The following is a 20,826-nucleotide window of genomic DNA, read 5'->3' on the forward strand; positions in this document are numbered from 1 at the left end:
GAGCACCGCGCCCCGCACCGCGTCCCAACCACCACATCCCGCACACCGACCCCATCGCGTCGGCCCGCGCCCGGCCCGACGGCTCGGCCCGGTGCAGCCGACCGAACAACGAAGCGAGCCGTGCGCCTGTTCCCCCTCGGCGGATCAGCGGCCGGTTGTGATTCAGTCGTCGCAGAGATAATCTCTGCGTAGGCTAAATCGTCGCACGGGAGACGGAGCGAGTACGTCATGTGGATTCACGAACACACGGTCGACACCGAAATCGGCGCCGAGGCGATCTGGAAGGTCCTGTCCGACGTCGACAACTGGGCGCGCTGGGACACCTCGATGGAAGCGGTCTCGCTGGAGGGCCCGTTCGAGGTCGGCAGCCATGTGTCGATGACCCCGACCGGGCAACAACCCATCCGCTCGCGGATCGTGGCGATCGAGGAGAACGCGTGCTACGCGGACGAGACCGAGATCGACGGCCTGCGGCTCCGGTTCGGCCACACCCTGACCCGGCTGCCGACCGGCGGCACCCGAGTCGTGCATCGGCTGGAGATCACCGGTCCGGACGCCGACCGGGTGGGCCCGGAACTGGGCGCGGCCATCACCGCGGACTTCCCGGAGGCGATGGCCGCGCTGCTGAGCCACGCGCGGGCCTGACTCCCGGACGCGCGGCGGCCCGACCCCGCGCCGGCGAGGTCGCCGCGCTCGGGCATCCGCCGCTGCGAATACCGGCCTCAGGCACCCGCGCGCTCGTCGCTCAGTCGGCCAGGAAGTCGGCCCGCAGCCGGGTCAGGATGCGATTGAGCAATCGGGACACGTGCATCTGCGAGATCCCGAGCCGTTCGCCGATCTGGGCCTGGGTCAGTTCCTCACCGAACCGCATCGACACGATGGCCCGGTCGCGTTCCGGCAGCGCGGCCAGCAACGGCTTGAGCACGTGCAGGTTCTCCGCGATCTCGAAGCCGGGATCGACGAACGAGGACCGGGTGGCGTAACTCTCCGTCGGACCGTCGTCGCCGGCGGGCGCGTCCAGCGACGCGGCCGAGTAGCCGGCGGCGGCGGTCAGCCCCTCGGTGACCTCCTCGACGCTGAGGCCGAGTCGCTCGGCCAACTCGCCGGGCGTCGGCTCCCGGTCGAACTCGCACGTGAACGCGTCCCGGGCGCGGGCCAGCTCAAGCCGCAGCTCCTGAAGTCGGCGCGGCACGTGCACGGCCCAACTGGTGTCCCGGAAGAAGCGCTTGATCTCCCCCGAGATGGTGGGGATCGCGAAGGTCGGGAACTCGGTCCCGAACGACGCGTCGAAGCGGTCGATCGCCTTGATCAGCCCGATCGTGCCGACCTGGACCATCTCCTCGGTCGTCTCGTGCCGCGAGCGATAGCGGGCGGCCACGAACCGGACCAGCGGGATGTTGAGCTCGATCAGGGTGTTACGCACGTACTGGTACTCGTGCGTGCCCTCTTCCAACACCCGCAGTCGATCGAAGAGCACCTTGGACATCGCGCGCGCGTCGCTCGCGGTGACCTCCGCCATGTCTTCGACGGCCGGCAACTCGACTGTCTCCGGCGCGCCGGAAGACGCGAAGCGAGTGGCCTCCACGGCGGCTATGGACGCGGTGTCGGTGCCCGGGTTCATGGTCGACCTCCCCCTCTGTGTCGTACTTGTCTGTGGCGCACATGTCTGCGACGTACCGGTTTGTGACGTACTGATCCGTAGCCTACTCGTCCTGTTGCCACACATCCGCGCTCCACATGGTGCGTGATGAGCGGTGCCCGGCCATAATTGCCCCGCCACTTTGGACGTACACGTGTTCGGCGCGGAAATATCTCGGAACACCCCTACGCGCGGGTCGCGCCGGATCGGCCCAGGAGGACCCAGAGCAGGAACGGTCCTCCGAGCACCGTGCTGACCACGCCGACCGGAATCTCCGCGCCGTCCAGCACGACGCGGCCGAGCATGTCGGCCAGCACGATCAGGATCGCGCCGACCAGCATCGATCCGAGGATCGGCACCCGCAGCGGCCCGGCCAGTCGGCCGGCGATCACCGGCGCGGCCAGCGCGATGAAGCCCACCGGTCCGCAGATCCCGACCGCCAGCCCGGCCAGGCACACCGCCGCGATCAGGCAGATCATCCGGATCCGGGCCGGGTCCACCCCCAGCGAGGCGGCGGTGGAGTCGTCGAAGCGCAGCACGTCCAGCTTGCGGCCGAGCACGAGCGCGAGCGGGACCAGCACGGCCAGGCCGATCAGTACCGGCCCGGCCACGTCGTAGCCGCGCCCGTTCAGGCTGCCCAAACTCCACACGTACAGCGCACTGGCCGAGTTGAGCGAGCGTCGGGACAGCACCACCTGGGTGATCGCCGAGGCCAGTGCGGACAACGCGAGGCCCACCACCAGGACCCGATACCCGCGTTGGCCCAGACCGCCGGCGACCGCGGTGACCACCACGACGGCGACCATCGCGCCGATCGGTCCGGCCCACCACGCGCCGAAGGTGCCGCTCGCGCTGAACGTGACGGAGATCAGCACGGCCGCGGTCGCGCCGTCGTTGACGCCGAGCAACTCCGGGGTGGCCAGCCGGTTTCGGGCCAGGGTCTGGGTCAGACAGCCCGCGACGCCCAGCGCGGCGCCCGCCGCGACCCCGGCGATGATCCGGCCGAGCCGGAACTCCCGGACGAGCAGCACGTCGAAGTGGTCGCCGCGGCCGAAGACCGCGTCGAAGGTGCGGACCAGGCCCAGTTCGCGCTGTCCGGAGTAGACGGACAGTACGACCGCGCCGACCAGGGCGACGGCGAGCACGGTCGTGGTCAGTACGGCCCGGCCGGGCAGCAGCAGCGACAGGCCGCCCCGGCGCAGCACCAGGTGTTCGGGCACCGCGCGCAGCCGACGCGGCAGTCGGGTGAGCAGCGGCCGGAGCGGCGAGTGGCGGGTGTTGCGGGTGACCGGCTCGGCGGTGGCCGGGTCGGTCAGGCCGAGCGCGCCCAGCCGCCGCGAGCGGACCACGCCGATCAGCAGTGGTGCGCCGATCAGCGCGACGATCATCGAGACCGGGGCCTCGAACGGCCGGGACACCACGCGGGCCACCACGTCTGCGGCGGTCAGGACGCCCGCGCCGATCAGCGCCGCGAAGCACAGTTGCGCCGGGATCCGGGGGCCGACCAGGGTGCGGGCGAGGAAGCCCGCGAGCAGGCCGAGGAAGGAGATCGGGCCGACCAGGGCGACCGAGGAAGCGGTGAGCAGGGTCACCGCCAACGCGACCAGGACCCGGGTCCACGCCGGGCGGTGGCCCAGGCTGCGGGCCAGGTCGTCGCCCAGGACCAGGGCGGACAACGATCGGGAGGTCAGCAGCGCGATGGCGAACCCGACCGCGAGCACCGGGGAAAGGCTGCCGAGCGACTCGAAGCCCTGGATGCCGGCCAGCGAGCCGAGCACCCAGAAGCGGAACGTGTCGTACGCCTCGGCCGAGTTGACGATCAACACGTTGGTGATGCCGCCGAAGGTCGCGCTCAGCGCCGCGCCGGCGAGTACCAGACGCATCGGCGAACCGCCGCCGCGCTGACCGGAGATCAGCAGCACGAGCAGTCCGGCCACCGCCGAACCGGCGAACGCCCAGAGCAGGTAGCCGTATCCGGTCTGCACGCCGACCAGGGTGATGCCGAGTACGACACCGAGCGAGGCGCCGGCGTTGACGCCGAGCAGGCCGGTCTCGGCGAGCGGGTTGCGGGTGACCGTCTGGAGCAGGCAGCCGGCAGTACCCAGCGCGGCGCCCGCGAGCAGCGCGGTCAGCGTGCGCGGAAGCCGCAGATCGCGGATGACCAGGGTCAGATGGCTGTCCGAGCGCGCGCCGCCCCGGTCGAAGAGGTAGTCGAACGCGCCGCGCGCGCCGACCTCGCCGGCCCCCACCGAGAGCGAGAGCCCGGCCAGCACCAGTACGCCGGCCACCAGCGCGATCGCCGAGAGCAGCACCGTGCGCCGGCCGTGCGGGTTCCTCGACAGGGCGTCGGGGCGATCGTCCGCGGTGGGCTCGGGCGTCGCGTCGGCGGGGTCGCTCGGGAAACCCGCCGACTTTCCCGGAATCGGCTGATGCACAGTCATAAGGTGAGGCTAACCTAAGAAGACACGGCCCTTCGAGGGACTCCCGAGCACCCCCGGACACCCGCCCGGGTCCCATCGGGCGCCCGCGAACGCGACGCCGATGCGCCGTCCTCGCGGGCCCCGAGGGGTGTTTCGAAGGATGGCCGCCGGGAGTGGGCGCCGGTCGGCCACGCGGGTTCGGGCGGCTCGAGGACACCCCCACCACCATCGACCGTACGTGCGAAGTTAGGTTAGGCTCACCTAAGCCTCGACTCGGGGGCTGCGTTTGCCGAGGGGAATTTCGTGCACCCATCAGACCTCGCCGGCCGCGTCGCGGTGGTCACCGGCGCCGCGCAGGGCATCGGGGCCGCCGTCGTCCGGGCCCTCGTCGACCACGGTGCCACCGTCGCCGCCACCGACCGCGATCCGGTCGGTGTCAAGGCTTTGACGGCCGACGACGACACCGGCGCGGTGGTCGCCTATCCGCTCGACGTCACCGACGGCTCGGCGGTCTCCGCCACCGTGGCCGCGATCGAGCGGCACCTGGGCCCGATCGCCATCCTGGTCAACGTCGCCGGCGTGCTGCACACCTCACCGGTGACCGAACTCACCGACCGGGCCTGGTCGGACACGTTCGCGGTCAACAGCACCGGGGTCTTCCACACCAGCCGCGCGGTGGCCGGTCCGATGGCCGAGCGCGGCGCGGGCAGCATCGTCACGGTCGGCTCCAACGCGGCCGGCATCCCGCGCGCCGGGATGGCCGCGTACGCCGCGTCCAAGGCCGCCGCGACGATGTTCACGATGTGTCTGGGCCTGGAACTCGCGCGCAGCGGCGTGCGCTGCAACGTGGTCTCGCCCGGCTCCACCGACACCCCCATGCAACGCGCCCTGTGGACCGACGCGGACGCGCCGCGACGGGTGATCGAGGGCGACCTCGCCGGCTTCCGCACCGGGATCCCGCTGGGCCGGATCGCCGACCCCGCCGACATCGCCGAGGCGGTCGTCTTCCTCGCCTCGGACCGGGCCAAGCAGATCACCATGCACAACATGTACGTCGACGGCGGCGCGACGCTGCACGTGTGACGGACCCTCAGCACCCGCGCCGGGCCACGACCCACACCCGTCCCGCCCGGCTCGGCGGGCACCACCCGCACCCCGCACCGCTTCGGCTCGGCGTCCGATCGAGCCGCTCGGACTCCGCGACATCCCGCCGGAGAATCAAAGGAGCCTCAGGTGACCACCCCAGAAGCCACCGGTCTCGCCACAGTCGGCGCGGCGACCGCGCTGCTCGACGCGTATCGCCCCGGCAGCGCGCGCTTCTTCGCCTCCCCCACCCGCACCCTGCTCACCCACGGCACGCAGGTCGAAGTCGGGCACGACGAAAGGCCCTTGGCCGCTCGGGTGGCACAGACGCTGGCGGCCGCGAGCCCGGTCGGCGGGCGCGGTGCGATCGTGCTCGGCGCCGTTCCCTTCGACCAGGGCGAGCGCGCCGCGCTGGTGGTCCCGGAGACGGCGACCTGGGGACCGCCGCTGTCCGCCGACCCGCTGATCGCGCTCGCCGCACCCGAACCGACCGGCGCCGCCTGGGACATCCGCCCGGTGCCCGCGCCCGAGGTGTACGAGGCGGGCGTGGCCGAGGCCGTGCGGCGGATGCGCGCGGGCGCGCTCGACAAGGTGGTGCTGGCCCGCACGCTGGAACTGCGCTCGCCCGAACCCCTGGACATACCCGTGCTGTTGCAACGACTGGCTCGCCGCGATCCGCAGGGCTACACGTTCGCGGTGCCGGGGGTACGATCCGGCAGCACCTTGATCGGCGCCAGCCCGGAGTTGCTCGTCTCGCGCACCGGCCGCAACGTGCTGGCCAACCCGCTGGCCGGCTCCGCCAAACGCAGCGCCGATCTGGCCGAGGACGTGCGCCGCGCGACCGGCCTGCTCGAATCCGAGAAGGACCTGCACGAACACGCCGTGGTGGTGGCCGCGGTGCGCGCCGCGCTCGCGCCGTACTGCGAGACGCTGGAGGTGCCCGAGCGGCCGACCCTGGTCTGCACCGCCGCGATGTGGCACCTGTCCACCACCGTCACCGGCACCCTCCCGGCGCAGGACCCGGCCTCCGCGCTGGAGTTGGCCTGCGCGCTGCACCCGACCCCGGCCGTGTGCGGCACCCCGACCACGACCGCGCGCCGCGCGATCGCCGACCTGGAGCCGTTCGACCGGGGCCTGTACACCGGCATGGTCGGCTGGGGCGACGCGGACGGCGACGGCGAGTGGGTGGTCACCATCCGCTGCGCCGAGGCGGACACGGACACGCTGCGCCTGTACGCCGGGGCGGGCATCGTCTCGGCGTCCTCGCCGGCGGCGGAGACCGCCGAGACCGAGGCCAAGTTCGGCACCTTCCTGCACGCCGTGGCGGGTCGGCGATGAACGCCCCGAACTTCGTGCCCGCGCCCACCTGGCCCGCCGAGTTCGCCGAGCGCTACCGGGCCGCCGGTTGGTGGCGCGGCGAGACGTTCGGCGGCATGTTGCGCGAGCGTGCCGCCGCACACCCGGACCGGATCGCGATCGTGGACGGCGACCGTCGCTGGACCTACGCGGACCTGGACGAGCGGGCCGACCGGATCGCCGCCGGGCTGCTCGCCCGCGGGATCGGCCGGGGCGACCGGGTGGTCCTGCAACTCCCCAATGTGGCCGAGTTCTTCGGCGTGGTCTTCGCGCTGTTCCGGATCGGCGCGCTGCCGGTGTTCGCGCTGCCCGCGCACCGCGAGACCGAGATCGCCTACTTCTGCGCGTTCACCGAGGCGGTCGCCTACGTGATCCCGGACGTCTGCGAGGGCTACGACCACCGGGCGCTGGCGAGCAGGGTGCGCGCCGACCTGCCCTCGCTCGAGCACGTCCTGGTGGTCGGCGACCCCGGCGAGCACACCGCGCTGGCCGACGTGGACGCCGAACCGGTGGAGATCACCGACCCGCCCGGCCCGGGCGACCTCGCCTTCCTGCAACTGTCCGGCGGCAGCACCGGTGTGCCCAAGCTGATCCCGCGGACGCACGACGACTACATCTACTCGCTGCGCGGCTCCAACGAGATCTGCGCCGTGGACGCGGACAGCGTGTACCTGTGCGCGCTGCCCGCCGCGCACAACTTCCCGCTCAGCTCGCCCGGCACGCTCGGGGCGCTGTACGCCGGAGCGCGCGTCGTGTTGTGCCCCAGGCCCACTCCCGACGTGGCGTTCGCGCTGATCGAGCGCGAAGGGGTGACCATCACGGGCGTGGTGCCGCCGCTGGCGCTGGCCTGGACCGAGGCGGCCCAACGCGGCGGTTTCGACCTCAGCAGCCTGCGCGTACTGCTGGTCGGCGGCGCGAAGTTCAGTGCGGAGGCGGCCCGCCGGGTCGCCCCCACGATCGGTTGCACGCTCCAGCAGGTGTTCGGGATGGCCGAGGGCCTGGTCAACTACACCCGACTCGACGATCCGGAAGAGGTGATCGTCACCTCGCAGGGGCGGCCGATCTCGCCGGACGACGAGATCCGGATCGTCGACGACACCGACGTGGATCTGCCCGAAGGCGAGACCGGACACCTGCTCACCCGGGGTCCGTACACGATTCGCGGCTACTGGAACGCGCCCGAGCACAACGCGAGATCGTTCACCGAGGACGGTTTCTACCGCACCGGTGACGTGGTCCGCCGGCTCCCCTCCGGCCACCTCGTGGTCGAGGGCCGGGCCAAGGACCAGATCAACCGGGGCGGTGAGAAGGTCGCGGCCGAGGAGGTGGAGAACCACATCCTCGCCCATCCGTCCGTGCACGACGTGGCCGTGGTCGCGGTGCCGGACGCCTACCTGGGCGAGCGCACCTGCGCGTACGTGATCCTGCGCGGCGGCGCCGAACCGCTCAAACCGGTCGCGATCCGCCGCTTCGTCCGCGAGCGCGGCCTGGCCGGGTACAAGGTGCCCGACCATGTCGAGTTCGTCGAGACGTTCCCCTACACCGGCGTCGGCAAGGTCAGCAAGAAGGATCTGCGGGCGGCGATCGCCGCCGGAGTGGCCGAACACCGCGACTGAACAACGAACTCCCCCATCCCCTGTCGATTCCCGCCCCGAAAGGCCGCACCCGCCATGGCATTGCCGAAGATCGCCCCCTATCCGATGCCGGACGCGGCCGATCTGCCGACGAATCGGGTGGACTGGACCGTCGACCCGGCTCGTGCCGTGCTGCTCGTGCACGACCTGCAGAACTACTTCCTGTCCGCGTTCGAACCGGACGCCTCACCGGTCACCGAGTTGCTCGCCAATGTCGCCCGCCTCAAGGACGACTGCGCGCGGCTCGGTGTGCCGGTGGTCTACTCCGCGCAGCCCGGCGGCCAGAGTGCCGAACAACGCGGTCTCCAGCAGGACTTCTGGGGTCCGGGGTTGCCGGACGACCCGCACGCGGCGGCGATCGTGCCCGCCGTGGCACCCGGCCCCGCCGACACCGTGCTGACCAAGTGGAAGTACAGCGCCTTCGTGCGCACCGAGTTGCGCGCGTGGATGCGCGAACTCGGCCGCGACCAACTGGTGATCGTCGGTGTGTACGCGCACATCGGGGTGATGACCACCGCGTGCGACGCGTGGATGCAGGACATCCGGGCGTTCGTGGTGGCGGACGCGGTGGCCGACTTCACCTCGGACAACCACCGGATGGCTCTGCACTGGGCCGCCGCGAACTGCGCGGTGGTCACCGACACAGAGTCGCTGTTCGCGGGGAAGTAGACCGGACATGGCGCTTACTCTCGAACTGATCCGCACCGACGTCGCCGACATCCTCGGCGAGGACCCGACGGACATCCCGGACGACGAGAACCTGGTCGACTACGGCCTCGACTCGGTGCGGGTGATGGCCCTGGTGGAACGCTGGACCCGCGAACACGGTGTCGTGGTGGACTTCGCCGACCTCGCGGAGCGGCCCACCCTGGAGGGGTGGGCCGAACTGCTGTCACCCAAGCCCTAGGTCCTGTCCGGCGGACCCACCAGGATCCGCCGGACAGGGCCTGGTTCAGGAGCGGGACGGTCCCGGCGCGCACAGCGCGTGGTCGATCAGCGCCTTGGTCGCCGCGTCCTGGCGCGCACCGCCCGCCTCGTCGTTCTCGTCGACGCCGTTGCGCACCACCAGGACGGCCCGCCGGCCGTCGGCGGTGACGCCGTTCTCGCTGGAGAAGCCGAGATCGTTGCCGCCGTGGTGCCAGTACCGCCCGCCGCAACTGAGATCGGTGCTCTCCAGTCCCAGGCCGTAGCCGCGCCCCGGCTCGTCCGGGATCGGCTCCGTGCGGCGCATCTCGGCGAGTTCGGCGGGCCCGAGCAACCGACCGGAGAGCAGCGCGGCGAAGAAGCGGTCGATGTCGCTCGGCGTGCCGTACATCGCCCCCGCCGCGTCGGCGACGGTGTGGTTGAGCACGGTGGTGTCGGTGGGTCGGGTGTCGCCCGCGAAGGTGTGCTCGGCCTGCGCGTGCGGCTGCGGCAGATACGGGTCGTCGCCCGGGACCCGGGTGTCGTGCAGGCCGAGGGGACGCAGGATCCGGTCTCGTACCTCCTCGCCCCACGAGCGGCCGGTGACCCGGTCGATGACCATGCCCACGAGCAGGTAGTTGGTGTTCGAGTAGGCCCACGCCGTGCCGGGTTCGAACCTGCTGGGCAGGGTGAGCGCGGCGGCGACCAGGTCCTGGGGTCGATAGTGCCGGAAGCGGTTCTCCCGGTAGCCGCGCGCCGAGTACAGCGCCGGGACGGCGGAGGGCAGCGCGGTGTAGCCGGGGATCCCGCTGGTGTGTTGGAGCAGGTGCCGCAGGGTGATCCGGCGGCCGTCGTTGCCGTTGCCGCGCACCACGCCCGGGAGCCGGGTCTCGATCGGCTCGTCCAGCCGCAACCGGCCCTCGGCCACCAGTTGCAGGGTGACGGTGGCCACGAAGGTCTTGGTCGTGCTGCCGATCCGATAGTAGCCGTCCCGGGGCACCGGTCGGCCGGTGTGCGCTTCGGCCTCGCCGCTTCGGGTGGTGCGTACCGTGCCGGGCGCGGTGTAGCGCACGGTGACGCCGATCGCGCCGGCGTCGTGGATCGCGTCGGTGTCGCGCTGGAGGCGGGAGGCGGCCGGGTCGTGCGCGGTGGCCGGCTCGCCCGCCGCCGCAGTGGCGGTGGTCGTGGTGGCGAGCACGAGGCCGACGGCGAGCAGGCAGGCGACCCGGTACGGCCTCGAACGCAGGTGTGTGGTGGTCCGGTTCATCGCGTGTTTCCTCCGCGGAGGTGTCCGGGAGCGGCGGCCGATGTGGGCGCCGCTTCGGGGGGTGGTCGACGTGCGCTCAGGCCCCGGGGGCGAGCAGTCGGTCGGTCAGTCGTTGTACGGCGACCTCGGCGCGCAGCCCGATTTCGTCGCCGTCGTCGGTGCCATTGACCACGATCACGACGCTGCGTCGGCCGTCCTCGGTGACGCCCATCCGGATCTTGCTGCCCTCGATGTCGCCGCCGTGCCCCCAGCGGTATCCGCCGCCCGGCAGCGGTTGGCGCATCAGCCCCAGGCCGTAGCGCACCCCCGGCATGACCTGCTCGAAGTCGGCCGGCATCGGCACGGTCGTGCGCATCAGCGCGAGGTGCGCGGGCGGCAGCAGTCGGCCGCCGAGCAGCGCGGTGAAGAAGCGGTCCAGATCGGCGTGGGTGCTGATCATCTCGCCGGCCGCGTCGCCCCAGGACATGTTGCGGATGGTGGTGTCCACCCAGGCGTCCCGGTCCGGGAAGCGGTGGTAGGAGTGGGCGTACGGCGCGGGCAGGGTCGGATCGCCGCCGGGTGCGTAGGTGTCGCCGAGGCGAAGCGGGCGCAGCACCCGGGTGCGCACCTGGTCCGCCCAGGAGCGGCCGGTGACCCGTTGGATGATCATCCCGGCGAGCACGTAACCGGTGTTCGAGTACTCCCAGTTCGGCGTCGGGTCCTCGGGAGCGGCGGGCGGGAAGCTCGGGGCGAAGCGCATCGCCGCGTCGACCAACTCCCGGGCGTTCGTGTCGCGGAACCGCACCTGCTCGAAACCCGCCGCGGTATCCGGGAGTTCGATCGAGTAGTTGTGCAGGCCGCCGGTGTGCTGGAGCAGGTGGCGCACGGTCACCCGGCGTCCGTCGTTACCGTTGCCGGCGACCACCCCGGGCAACCATCGCTCCACCGAGTCGGCGAGCGAGAGCCGTCCCTCGGCCACCAGTTGCAGCACGACGGTGGCCACGAACGCCTTGGTCGCGCTGCCGATCCGCAGCCGCGCGTCGTGCGGTACGGGCCGCCCGGTGCGCAGGTCGGCCGGCCCCGCGTACGCCTGACTGCGCTCGCGCCCGTCGCGCACCACGATCGCGGCGTTCACGTAGCCGCCGTCCCGCAGCAGTTGTTCCGCCTCGTGGCGCAATCGGTCCCGGATGGGCGGCCGGCGCTCGGCGGCGGTGGCCGGCTGGGCCAACGCAACCGTCGACCCGGTCAGGGCCACGGCCAGCGCACAGCAGCGACGGCGGCTCAGGAGGGCGGGGCTGCCGGGGACACGGACCATGGGTGCGGACACGACGACTCCTCAGGGGTTCACCGATACCGCACCACCATCGCGCGCTCTCGTGCCCGCCCACGACCGTGCGGCCACCCGGACGCGAGGTGGTGGAACCCGGTGCGGCGGGGTGGGGCAGACCGAACCGGTGCGCGCGGGCGCGGCTGCCGTCCCACCGTGGGCGGGCGTCGGCGCGACCGTCGGACCGCCGCCGAGGATGGGCGCAACCGGCCCACGGCGGGTGGGCGTTGGCGCCGCCGGCGCAGCGCCGATGGGCGTTCGCGCCGCCCCCGCGGGCGTTCGCGCCGCCCCCGGACGTTCGCGCCCCTATCCCGCCGTGCCGGGTGCTCCCCCTCCGCGGCGCAGCAGGGCGTAGTCCATCGCGGTCCAGGCCATCGCCGTGGCGCCGTCGAGGATGGCCCGGTCGGCCGCCGGGGAGATCGCCGCTTCCGCGAAGGCCGCCTCGTGCGGGCCGCAGGTGCCGCCCGTGATGTCCAGGACCGGATGGATGGTCGGGATCACGTGCGAGACGTTGCCCATGTCGGTGCACGCGAAGGGGGGTCGCTCGATCGGGTCCGGGCGGCCCAACTCCCGTGCGTTGGCCCGCCACAGCGCGATCAGGGTCGGGTCGGTGCGGAAGTCCAGGTAGTCCGGCTCGGGGCGGGTCAGCCGGACCTCGCAGCCGATCGCCAGCGCGCCGGCCCGGAAGCAGGCCTCGACCCGGTCGCGCAGTTCGGCCAGGTCGGCCGCGTCGGTGGTGCGCAGTTCGTACTCGGCGGTGGCCCGCTCCGGGACCGCGTTGGGCGAGGTACCCGCCGCCGTGGTGATGCCGTGCACCCGCCAGTCCGTCGGCAACTGCCGTCCCAGCAGGCCCAGGGCGACCTGAGCCACCGTCAGCGCGTCGGCGGCGCTGCGTCCTTCGTGCGGGTTCAGGCTCGGATGCGCGCCCGTACCGAGGTATTCCACGGACAGCGTGCCGAGCGCGAAGGAGCGGAACTCGGCCACCTCGAACGGACACGGGTGCACCATCATCGCCGCGTCCACGCCGTCGAAGGCACCCGCGTCCAGGAGCAGCGCCTTGCCCGCGCCGCGCTCCTCGGCCGGGGTGCCGACCACGCGCACGGTCAGGCCCAGCCGATCGGCGACCGGGCCGAGCGCGAGGGCGGCGCCGACACCCGCCGCCGCGATCAGGTTGTGTCCGCACGCGTGGCCCAGGCCGGGCAGCGCGTCGTACTCGCACGCGATCGCGACCGTGATCGGACCGGACCCGATGCTCGCCACGAAGGCGGTGTCCAGGCCGAACGCGGGCGCGGTGACCGCGTAGCCGTGTGCGCGCAGCACGTCCGCGCACCAGGCCGAGGCCCGGTGTTCGGCGAAGGCCGGCTCCGGGTGGGCGTGGATGCGTCGGCTGAGCGCGAGCAATTCGTCCCGATCCGCCAGCACCCGATCGCGGATCGCGGCCCGGTCGGCATCCGAGGCCGGTCGGTCCGCCACGTCGGCCACGCTCATGTTCCGCTCCGCTTCATCGAGATTTCTTCGTCCCGGGGGCACCCTGACGGACCCTCGGAAGATAGCTTAGGCTTACCTAACTTCGCGTGCCGGGGACCGGTACGTGCCGCCTGCCGTCGTCGCGCCCCGGGAGTCTCCACACCATGCCTCACCACCAGGCCGAGACCACCGTTTCGGATGCCTCCGTGCCGGACCTCGCCGAGGCCGACGTGCCCGCGCCGGCGGCCGGCCCCGACGCCGCCCGGCTGCCGCTGCTCGCCGCCCAGGCCGGCATCGTCTACGCCCAGGCGCTGGCCCCGGGGGATCCGGTCTACAACACCGGTGACCGGGTCGAGATCCGCGGCCCGCTGGACGCCGACCTGTTCACCCGCGCGCTGCACCGGGTCGGTGTCGAGGCCGAGACGCTGCGCCTGCTGGTGGTGGCGGACGCCGACGGCACCTCGACCCAACGTGTCATCGACCACGAGCACCCGGTGCACCGCGTCGACCTGAGCACCGCCGAGGACCCGACGGCCCGGGCCCGGGCCTGGATGCGCGCCGACCTGGACCGGGCCGTCGACCCGAGCGCCGGACCCCTGGTCACCCACGCGCTGTTCCGCTTCGCCGACGACCACCACTGGTGGTACCGGCGGGTCCACCACGTCGCCGTGGACGCCTACGCGCTCACCCTGATCGGCCGCCGGGTCGCCGAGTTGTACACCGCCTTCGCCCGCCGGGACCGGCCCACCCCCAGCCCCTTCGGCAGCCTGCGCGACCTGGTCGCGGAGGAGGTCGACTACCGAGCGAGCGAAGCGTACGACACCGATCGCGCCTTCTGGCTCGATCACCTCGCCGACCGTCCGCGACCGGTCACCCTGTCCTCGGAGCCCGCGACTCCCCTGCCCGCGGCCCCGATCCTGCGCCGCGCCGTCGAACTTCCGCCCGACCGCGCCGCCCGGCTCACCGAGGCCGCCTCGATCGCCCGGGCCACCTGGGCCGAACTGCTGATCGCCGCCACCGCGGGCTACCTGCACCGCACCACCGGCGCCCGGGAGATCACCCTCGGCCTCCCGCTGCTGAACCGGCGCAGCCCCACCGCTCTGCGCACCCCGGCGATGACGGTCAACATCCTGCCGCTGCGGGTCGCGGTCCATCCCCGGGACACCGCGCCCGAGTTGCTGCGCAGGGTCGTGCTCGAACTGCGCGCCGTCCGCCGGCACCAGCGCTTCCGCCAGGAGGATCTGCTCCGCGAACTCGGCACCGGCGCACGTGAACAACCGCTGTACGGGCCGATGATCAACATCAAGGCCTTCGAGGGCGACCTGGATCTGGACGGCTCGGTCGCCCGGGTGCACAACCTGGCCGCCGGCCCCGTGGACGACCTGGCCGTCGGCGTCGTGCCGACCGCCGGCGGCGGCCTGCGGATCGAACTGGACGCCCCTCCCGCCCGCTACCGCGCGTCCGACCTGGCCGATCACGAACGCGGCCTGCTGCGCTACCTGGACGCGCTCGTCGAGTTGCTGCACGACGAACCCCGGCAGGCGATCGGCCGGATCGACCTGCTCACCCCCGACGAGGTCGTGCGGGCCACCGTCGGTCGCGCCGAACCACCGGTCACCACGACCCTGCCCGAGCTGTACTCGCACCAAGTCGCCCGTACGCCCGACGCGATCGCGGTCCGCGCCGGCGCGGACGCGCGTACCTTCGCCGAGGTCGATTCGGCCGCCAATCGACTCGCCCACGAGCTGATCGCGACCGGCGTCACCGCCGAGGTCCCGGTCGCCGTCGCGCTGCACCGCGGCGCGGACACCGTGGTCGCCCTGCTCGCCGTGCTCAAGGCGGGCGGCGTGTGCCAGTTCCTCGACCTCGGCCACCCGGCCCGGCGGATCGCCGACGTGTTGGCCGACACCCGACCCGGCTGCCTGATCGGCACCGCCGAGGCGGTCGCGGGGCTGCCCGCGCACGACGTCCACACCGTGCTCCTGGACGACCCGAACACCCGTGCCCGACTGGCCGCGCACCCGGACCGCACCCCGCGACCGCCGCGCCCCGAGCACAGCGCGTACGTGATCCACACCTCCGGCTCCACCGGTCGGCCCAAGGGTGTCGCGGTCTCGCACGCCTCGCTGGCCAACCTGTACGCGAGCCACGGCACCGACCACATCGCGCCCGCCGTCGAGCGCACCGGGCGCACCCGGCTGCGGATCGGCCACAGCGCCTCGTTCGCCTTCGACGCCTCGTGGGACCCGATCCTGTGGATGGCGCACGGCCACGAACTGCACCTGCTCGACGACGCCGGCTACCGCGACCCCACCACGCTGCTCGACTACCTGCACGAGCACCGGGTCGACTACCTGGACGTGACGCCCACCTACGCCGAGGCGCTGCTCGCCGAGGGCCTGGACGCCCCCGACCGGCACCACCCCGCCGTCGTGGTGGTCGGCGGCGAGAGCGTGCCCGAGCCGTTGTGGCAACGACTCTCCGCGATCCCGGGCAGCCGGCCGATCAACCTGTACGGACCCACCGAGACCACCGTCGACGCCTACTTCTGGGGCCCGGACGGCACCGGCGCCCCGGTCCGCGCCTCGCGCGCCTACGTCCTGGACGGCTCGCTGCGGCCGACCCCGGTCGGCGTCACCGGCGAACTGCACATCGCCGGCGCGTGCCTGGCCCGGGGCTACCTGAACCGGCCCGACCTGACCGCCGAGCGCTTCGTCGCCGACCCGTTCGGCGCCGCGCACGGCGATCCGGGCGGCCGGATGTACCGCACCGGCGACCTCGCCCGGCGTCGCGCGGACGGCACCCTCGAACTCCTGGGCCGGGCCGACGAACAGGTCAAGATCCGCGGCTTCCGGATCGAACCGGGCGAGATCCAGGCGGTGTTGGCCACCCACCCGGACATCGCGCAGGCCGCGGTGATCGCCCGGGACGCGGCGCACGGCAAACGACTGCTCGGCTACGCGGTCCCGGTCGCCGGTCGCACCCCGGACCCCGAGGCGCTGCGCGCGTACCTCGCCGACCTGCTGCCCGAACACCTGGTCCCGGCCGCGGTGCTCGTCCTGCCCGCGCTGCCGCGCACCGCCAACGACAAGATCGACCACCGCGCGCTGCCGGACCCGGCGCCCGTGGCGCCCGGTCTGCGGGAGGGTCCGCGCGGTCTGCACGAGGAGATCATCTGCGATCTGTTCGCCGCCGTCCTGGAATTGCCCGAACAACCTTCCCGAGACGCCGACTTCTTCGACCTCGGCGGCCACTCGCTGCTCGCCGCACGGCTCGCCGCACGGGCTCGGGAGAGCTTCGAGGCGCCGATCGGTCTGGCCGACGTCTTCCGCCGGCCGACCCCCGCGGGCCTGGCCGACTTGGTCCGGGCCGGCGCGGATCCCGAGGCGCGCCCGGTACTGGAACCGGTGCCGCACGCCGGCGACCGACTGCCGCTGTCGCCCGCACAGCGGCGACTGTGGTTCATGTACCGGCTCGAAGGGCCCAGTCCCACCTACAACATCCCGCTCGTGCTGACCCTGACCGGCTCGCCGGACCACACCGCGCTCGAGCGCGCGCTGGCCGACCTGGTGGCCCGGCACGAAACGCTGCGCACGGTCTACCCGGTGCTCGGCGAGGACGGGGACGAGCCCTACCAGCGGATCCTGACGTCCGATCAGGCCCGCCCCGAACTGTGCCTCGCGGCGTCCGGCGAGACGATCGCCGACGCCGTGCGCCACCGCTTCGACCTCGCCGTGGAACCACCGTTGCGCTGCACGCTGTTCCGCGCCGACGAGCACACCCACACGCTGGTCCTGCTCCTGCACCACATCGCCGGCGACGGCGCCTCCACCACACCGCTCGCCCGCGATCTGGCCACCGCCTACGCGGCCCGGGTCGCCGGTCGCGAACCGCGGTTCCCGCCGCTCGCGGTGCGCTACTCGGACCATGTCGCGTGGCAGGCCCGCCTACTCGGCACCGCCGCCGCGCCCACCGCGTCCGCCACCCGGCAGCTCGACTTCTGGAAGCACGCCCTCGCCGGTCTGCCGGACGAACTCGCGCTGCCCACCGACCGACCGCGCCCCCAGGTCGCCTCGTACGCGGGCGACACGGTGCCGTTCCACCTCGACGCCACCGCGCACGCGGGCCTGGCGGAGTTGGCCCGAGCGACCGGCACCAGCGTGTTCATGACCGTTCAGGCCGCGCTGGCCGCGCTGCTCACCCGGCACGGCTGCGGCACCGACATCCCGCTCGGCACGCCGGTCGCCGGGCGCGACGACGACGCCACCGCCGATCTGGTCGGATTCTTCGTGAACACCCTGGTGTTGCGCGCCGACACGTCCGGGTCGCCGAGCTTCCGCACCCTGCTCGATCGGGTGCGCGGCGCCACACTGGCCGCGTACGACCACGCCGACCTGCCCTTCGACCGGGTCGTGGACGAGCTCAACCCGCCGCGCTCGCTCGGCCGACACCCGCTGTTCCAGGTGCTGATCGCGTGGCAGTCGTTGCCCGACACCGAGTTCGCGCTCGGCCCGCTGACCGCGCGGATGACCGCCGTGCCGTCCGGGACGGCCAAGTTCGATCTCACCCTGAACGTGGGCGAGCAACCCGGCCGGGGCGTCGGCGGGTTCGTCGAGTACCGCACCGACCTGTTCGACCGGGCCACCGTGCTCGGCCTGTCCCGCCGCCTCTCCGCGCTGCTCACCGCGGCCGTCGCCGACCCGGACGCGCCGATCGACACCCTGCCCCTGCTCGACGAGCCCGAGCGGCACCGCGCGCTCGTCGAGTGGAACGCCGGGCCCACCGCGACCGCGACCGCCTCGGCCACCCTGGTCGCCCGCTACGAGCAGGCGGCCCGCGCACACCCCGCGCGGATCGCGGTGAGTTGCGCGGGCCTGTCGCTGAGCTACGCCGAACTGTCCGCCCGGGCCAACCGCCTGGCCCGGCTGCTGGTCGCCCGTGACATCGGACCCGGCGACATCGTCGCGCTCGCGCTGCCGCGCTCCCCGGAGTTGGTGGTCGCGCTGCTCGCGGTCGCCAAGGCGGGCGCCGCCTACCTGCCGCTCGACCCGGACTACCCGGCCGACCGGCTCGCCTACATGCTGGACGACGCCACGCCCGCCGTGCTGCTCACCGACTCGGCGACCGCACGCCGACTGCCCGCGCACGACCTGCCCCGAATCCAGGTGGACGGCAAGGACGCGGACGCCTACCCGAGTTCCGACCTGCGTCAGGAGCAGCGCAAGCGCCCGCTGCGCGCGAGCGATCCGGCCTATGTGATCTACACCTCCGGCTCCACCGGCCGGCCCAAGGGCGTGCCGGTCACCCACCACAACGTGGCCCGCCTGTTCACCGCGACGGACCACTGGTTCGGCTTCGGCCCGGACGACGTGTGGACCCTGTTCCACTCCTACGCGTTCGACTTCTCGGTCTGGGAGTTGTGGGGCGCGCTGCTGTTCGGTGGTCGCCTGGTCGTGGTGCCGCACCTGGTCAGCCGCGACCCGGCCGAGTTCCTCGACCTGCTCGCCCGCGAACGGGTCACCGTGCTCAACCAGACGCCGTCCGCGTTCCACCAGTTGGTGGCCGCCGACCGGGAGCGGCCCGGGCGCGAGCTCGCGCTGCGCTACGTGGTGTTCGGCGGCGAGGCACTGGAGCCCGCCCGCCTCGCCGACTGGTACGAGCGGCATGCCGACGACGCACCGCGACTGGTGAACATGTACGGGATCACCGAGACCACGGTGCACGTCTCCTACCATCCGCTCTCTCGCTCGTCGGCCGCCGCCGGGAGCGCGAGCACGATCGGGGTGAACATCCCCGACCTGCGCGTCTACGTCCTGGACCACCGGCTCCAGCCGGTTCCGCCCGGGGTGACCGGCGAGATGTACGTCGCCGGCGAGGGCCTCGCGCGCGGCTACCTGGGTCGGCACGCGCTGACCGCGACCCGCTTCGTGGCCGACCCGCACGCGGCCCGGTTCGGCGAGCGTGGGGCCCGGATGTATCGCTCCGGCGACCTGGCACGGCGCCGCGCGGACGGCGGCCTGGACTACCTCGGGCGGGCCGACCAGCAGGTCAAGATTCGCGGCTTTCGGGTCGAACTCGGGGAGATCGAGGCGGTGTTGGCCGCACATCCGGCGGTCGCGGACGCCGCCGTGGTGCTGCGCGAGGACACCCCCGGGGACAAGCGGCTGGTCGGCTACGTGGTCGCCGGGCCCGATGTCGGCGGTCCCGATGTCGAAAGGGTCGACGGCGAAAGGGTCGACGTCGAAGGGCCCGATGTCGGGAGGGCCGGCGTCGAAGGGCCCGCGCTGCGCGAATACGCCGCCGCGACCCTGCCGGTCCACATGGTCCCCTCCGCCGTGGTCGTGGTCGACCGGCTGCCGCTGACCGCGAACGGCAAGCTGGACCGCAAGGCGCTGCCGCACCCGGACCACACCGCCTCGGCCGGCGCCGCACGGGCTCCGCGCGGACCGCGCGAGGAGCGGCTGTGCGCGCTGATCGCGGACGTGCTCGGCGTGCCCGCGGTCGGCGTGCACGACAACTTCTTCGACCTCGGCGGCCACTCGCTGCTCGCGGTCCGCCTGGCCGGCCGGATCAAGTCCGCGCTGGGCGCGGACGTCGGCATCGGCACCATCTTCCAGGCGCCCACCGCCGCCGGCCTGGACGCCGCGCTGGAGGCGGCCGAGCACACCGACGCGTTGGACGTACTGCTGCCGCTGCGCCCGGCCGGCTCGACCGATCGGGCTCCGCTGTTCTGCGTGCATCCGGCCGGTGGCCTGTCCTGGTGCTACGCGGGCCTGATCCGGCACCTGCCGGCGGATCTGCCCATCCACGGCCTCCAGGCCCAGGGCGTCGGCCCGGCGACCGCCGGTGAACCGCTGCCCCGGACGCTGGAGGAGTTGGCCGCGCACTACGTCGACCGGCTGCGCGAGGTCCGGGCGGAGGGCCCGTATCGGCTGCTCGGCTGGTCGACCGGCGGGATCATCGCGCACGCGATGGCGACCCGGCTACAGGACCTGGGCCACGAGGTCGAGTTGCTCGCGATCCTGGACGCGTACCCGGCCGAGGGCTTTCGCGAGCTGCCGGTGCCCGACCGCGCGGAGGCGCTGGAGGCGCTGCTCACCATGGGCGGCTACGGACCGGAGAGTCTGGGCGGCGCGCCGCTCGAACTCGCGGAGGTGATCGCGGTGTTGCGTCGCGAGGGCAGTCCGCTGGCCGGCCTGGACGAGGCCACGATCGAGGCGCTCAACGACATCTACCTCAACACCAACCACCTCGTGCGGGCCTTCGACCACCGGGTCTTCCGCGGCGACGTGCTGTTCTTCCGGGCCACCGTCGACACCATCGACGACACGCTCACCCCCGACACCTGGGCCCCGTACGTGAGCGGTCGGATCGACAACACGAACGTGGCCTGCTCGCACAAGGACATGACCCTGGCCGGCCCGATCGCGCAGATCGCGCGTGTGGTCCTGGACCGCCTCACCGAGTTGGAGAACGACTCCCATGACCTCTCGTGACCACGACACCCCGACGAACCCGTTCGACGACGAGGACGGCGAGTTCCGGGTCCTGGTGAACGACCTCGGGCAACACTCCCTGTGGCCCGACTTCGCCGCCGTGCCGGACGGCTGGACACTCGCGCACGGGCCGTGCGCGCGCTCGGTCGCGCTGAACTGGATCGGCACCCACTGGACCGACCTCGGCCCGGCCGCGCGGTGACCGGGGAGCACACCGAACCGGCTCCCGAGGCAAGCGGCGAGCGCGGCGAAGCG

At 72.9% G+C, this 20,826-nt stretch carries 13 protein-coding genes; 8 read left to right on the forward strand and 5 right to left on the reverse strand.

Annotation, left to right across the window (positions count from 1 at the left end; genetic code table 11):
- Positions 1-228: 228 nt before the first annotated feature.
- Positions 229-645, forward strand: a complete 417-nt coding sequence (locus tag OG948_RS06765; RefSeq protein ID WP_406294606.1) for an SRPBCC family protein — start codon at positions 229-231, stop codon at positions 643-645.
- 100 nt (positions 646-745) lie between these two features.
- Here the strand turns inward: OG948_RS06765 and OG948_RS06770 are convergent, their stop codons facing one another.
- Complete coding sequence (locus OG948_RS06770; RefSeq protein WP_406294608.1) at positions 746-1,621, reverse strand: SigB/SigF/SigG family RNA polymerase sigma factor; 876 nt, start codon at positions 1,619-1,621, stop codon at positions 746-748.
- A gap of 203 nt (positions 1,622-1,824) precedes the next feature.
- Positions 1,825-4,080, reverse strand: a complete 2,256-nt coding sequence (gene fhuB, locus OG948_RS06775; RefSeq protein ID WP_406294610.1) for a Fe(3+)-hydroxamate ABC transporter permease FhuB — start codon at positions 4,078-4,080, stop codon at positions 1,825-1,827.
- Between the two features lie 282 nt (positions 4,081-4,362).
- On the opposite strand from fhuB, the gene OG948_RS06780 reads away from it, so the two are divergent.
- The 5 genes from OG948_RS06780 (at position 4,363) to OG948_RS06800 (ending at position 9,039) form a co-directional block, all read left to right on the forward strand.
- Entirely contained in the window at positions 4,363-5,142 is a 780-nt protein-coding gene (locus tag OG948_RS06780) for a 2,3-dihydro-2,3-dihydroxybenzoate dehydrogenase (RefSeq protein ID WP_406294611.1), read from the forward strand.
- Positions 5,143-5,292: 150 nt separating this feature from the next.
- Entirely contained in the window at positions 5,293-6,480 is a 1,188-nt protein-coding gene (gene dhbC / locus OG948_RS06785) for an isochorismate synthase DhbC (protein ID WP_406294613.1), read from the forward strand.
- Positions 6,477-8,114, forward strand: coding sequence for a (2,3-dihydroxybenzoyl)adenylate synthase (locus OG948_RS06790; protein WP_406294615.1), 1,638 nt, complete (start codon positions 6,477-6,479; stop codon positions 8,112-8,114). The genes dhbC and OG948_RS06790 overlap by 4 nt, the downstream gene beginning before the upstream one ends.
- Before the next feature lie 54 nt (positions 8,115-8,168).
- Complete coding sequence (locus tag OG948_RS06795; protein WP_406294616.1) at positions 8,169-8,801, forward strand: isochorismatase family protein; 633 nt, start codon at positions 8,169-8,171, stop codon at positions 8,799-8,801.
- A 7-nt stretch (positions 8,802-8,808) separates the two neighbouring features.
- Positions 8,809-9,039: a phosphopantetheine-binding protein gene (locus tag OG948_RS06800; protein ID WP_406294618.1), complete on the forward strand. Its 231-nt coding sequence runs from the start codon at positions 8,809-8,811 to the stop codon at positions 9,037-9,039.
- Between the two features lie 45 nt (positions 9,040-9,084).
- On the opposite strand, the gene OG948_RS06805 is transcribed toward OG948_RS06800, so the two are convergent.
- The 3 genes from OG948_RS06805 to OG948_RS06815 form a co-directional block, all read right to left on the reverse strand.
- Positions 9,085-10,302 (reverse strand): serine hydrolase domain-containing protein, encoded by a 1,218-nt coding sequence (locus OG948_RS06805; protein WP_406294620.1) that lies wholly within the window; start codon positions 10,300-10,302, stop codon positions 9,085-9,087.
- A 76-nt stretch (positions 10,303-10,378) separates the two neighbouring features.
- Positions 10,379-11,608 (reverse strand): serine hydrolase domain-containing protein, encoded by a 1,230-nt coding sequence (locus tag OG948_RS06810; RefSeq protein ID WP_406294621.1) that lies wholly within the window; start codon positions 11,606-11,608, stop codon positions 10,379-10,381.
- 306 nt (positions 11,609-11,914) lie between these two features.
- Positions 11,915-13,096, reverse strand: a complete 1,182-nt coding sequence (locus OG948_RS06815) for an amidohydrolase (protein ID WP_406294622.1) — start codon at positions 13,094-13,096, stop codon at positions 11,915-11,917.
- Between the two features lie 143 nt (positions 13,097-13,239).
- Here OG948_RS06815 and OG948_RS06820 point away from each other — a divergent pair, with 143 nt between their 5' ends.
- Both OG948_RS06820 and OG948_RS06825 read left to right on the forward strand, forming a co-directional pair.
- Positions 13,240-20,571, forward strand: a complete 7,332-nt coding sequence (locus OG948_RS06820) for an amino acid adenylation domain-containing protein (protein WP_406294623.1) — start codon at positions 13,240-13,242, stop codon at positions 20,569-20,571.
- A complete protein-coding gene (locus OG948_RS06825; RefSeq protein ID WP_406294624.1) occupies positions 20,558-20,773 on the forward strand; it encodes an MbtH family protein in 216 nt (71 codons plus the stop codon). Before OG948_RS06820 ends, OG948_RS06825 begins: the two co-directional genes overlap by 14 nt.
- Positions 20,774-20,826: the final 53 nt, after the last annotated feature.

The sequence above is a fragment of the Embleya sp. NBC_00888 genome, assembly GCF_045207655.1.
Lineage (GTDB): Bacteria > Actinomycetota > Actinomycetes > Streptomycetales > Streptomycetaceae > Embleya.

Bases quoted from the DNA above. Each gene is read 5' to 3' on its own strand.
- OG948_RS06770 (WP_406294608.1), bottom strand. From the start codon at position 1,621: ATGAACCCGGGCACCGACACCGCGTCCATAGCCGCCGTGGAGGCCACT.
- OG948_RS06765 (WP_406294606.1), top strand. From the start codon at position 229: ATGTGGATTCACGAACACACGGTCGACACCGAAATCGGCGCCGAGGCG.
- OG948_RS06800 (WP_406294618.1), top strand. From the start codon at position 8,809: ATGGCGCTTACTCTCGAACTGATCCGCACCGACGTCGCCGACATCCTC.
- fhuB (WP_406294610.1), bottom strand. From the start codon at position 4,080: ATGACTGTGCATCAGCCGATTCCGGGAAAGTCGGCGGGTTTCCCGAGC.
- OG948_RS06805 (WP_406294620.1), bottom strand. From the start codon at position 10,302: ATGAACCGGACCACCACACACCTGCGTTCGAGGCCGTACCGGGTCGCC.
- OG948_RS06820 (WP_406294623.1), top strand. From the start codon at position 13,240: ATGCCTCACCACCAGGCCGAGACCACCGTTTCGGATGCCTCCGTGCCG.
- OG948_RS06795 (WP_406294616.1), top strand. From the start codon at position 8,169: ATGGCATTGCCGAAGATCGCCCCCTATCCGATGCCGGACGCGGCCGAT.
- OG948_RS06790 (WP_406294615.1), top strand. From the start codon at position 6,477: ATGAACGCCCCGAACTTCGTGCCCGCGCCCACCTGGCCCGCCGAGTTC.
- OG948_RS06825 (WP_406294624.1), top strand. From the start codon at position 20,558: ATGACCTCTCGTGACCACGACACCCCGACGAACCCGTTCGACGACGAG.
- OG948_RS06815 (WP_406294622.1), bottom strand. From the start codon at position 13,096: ATGAGCGTGGCCGACGTGGCGGACCGACCGGCCTCGGATGCCGACCGG.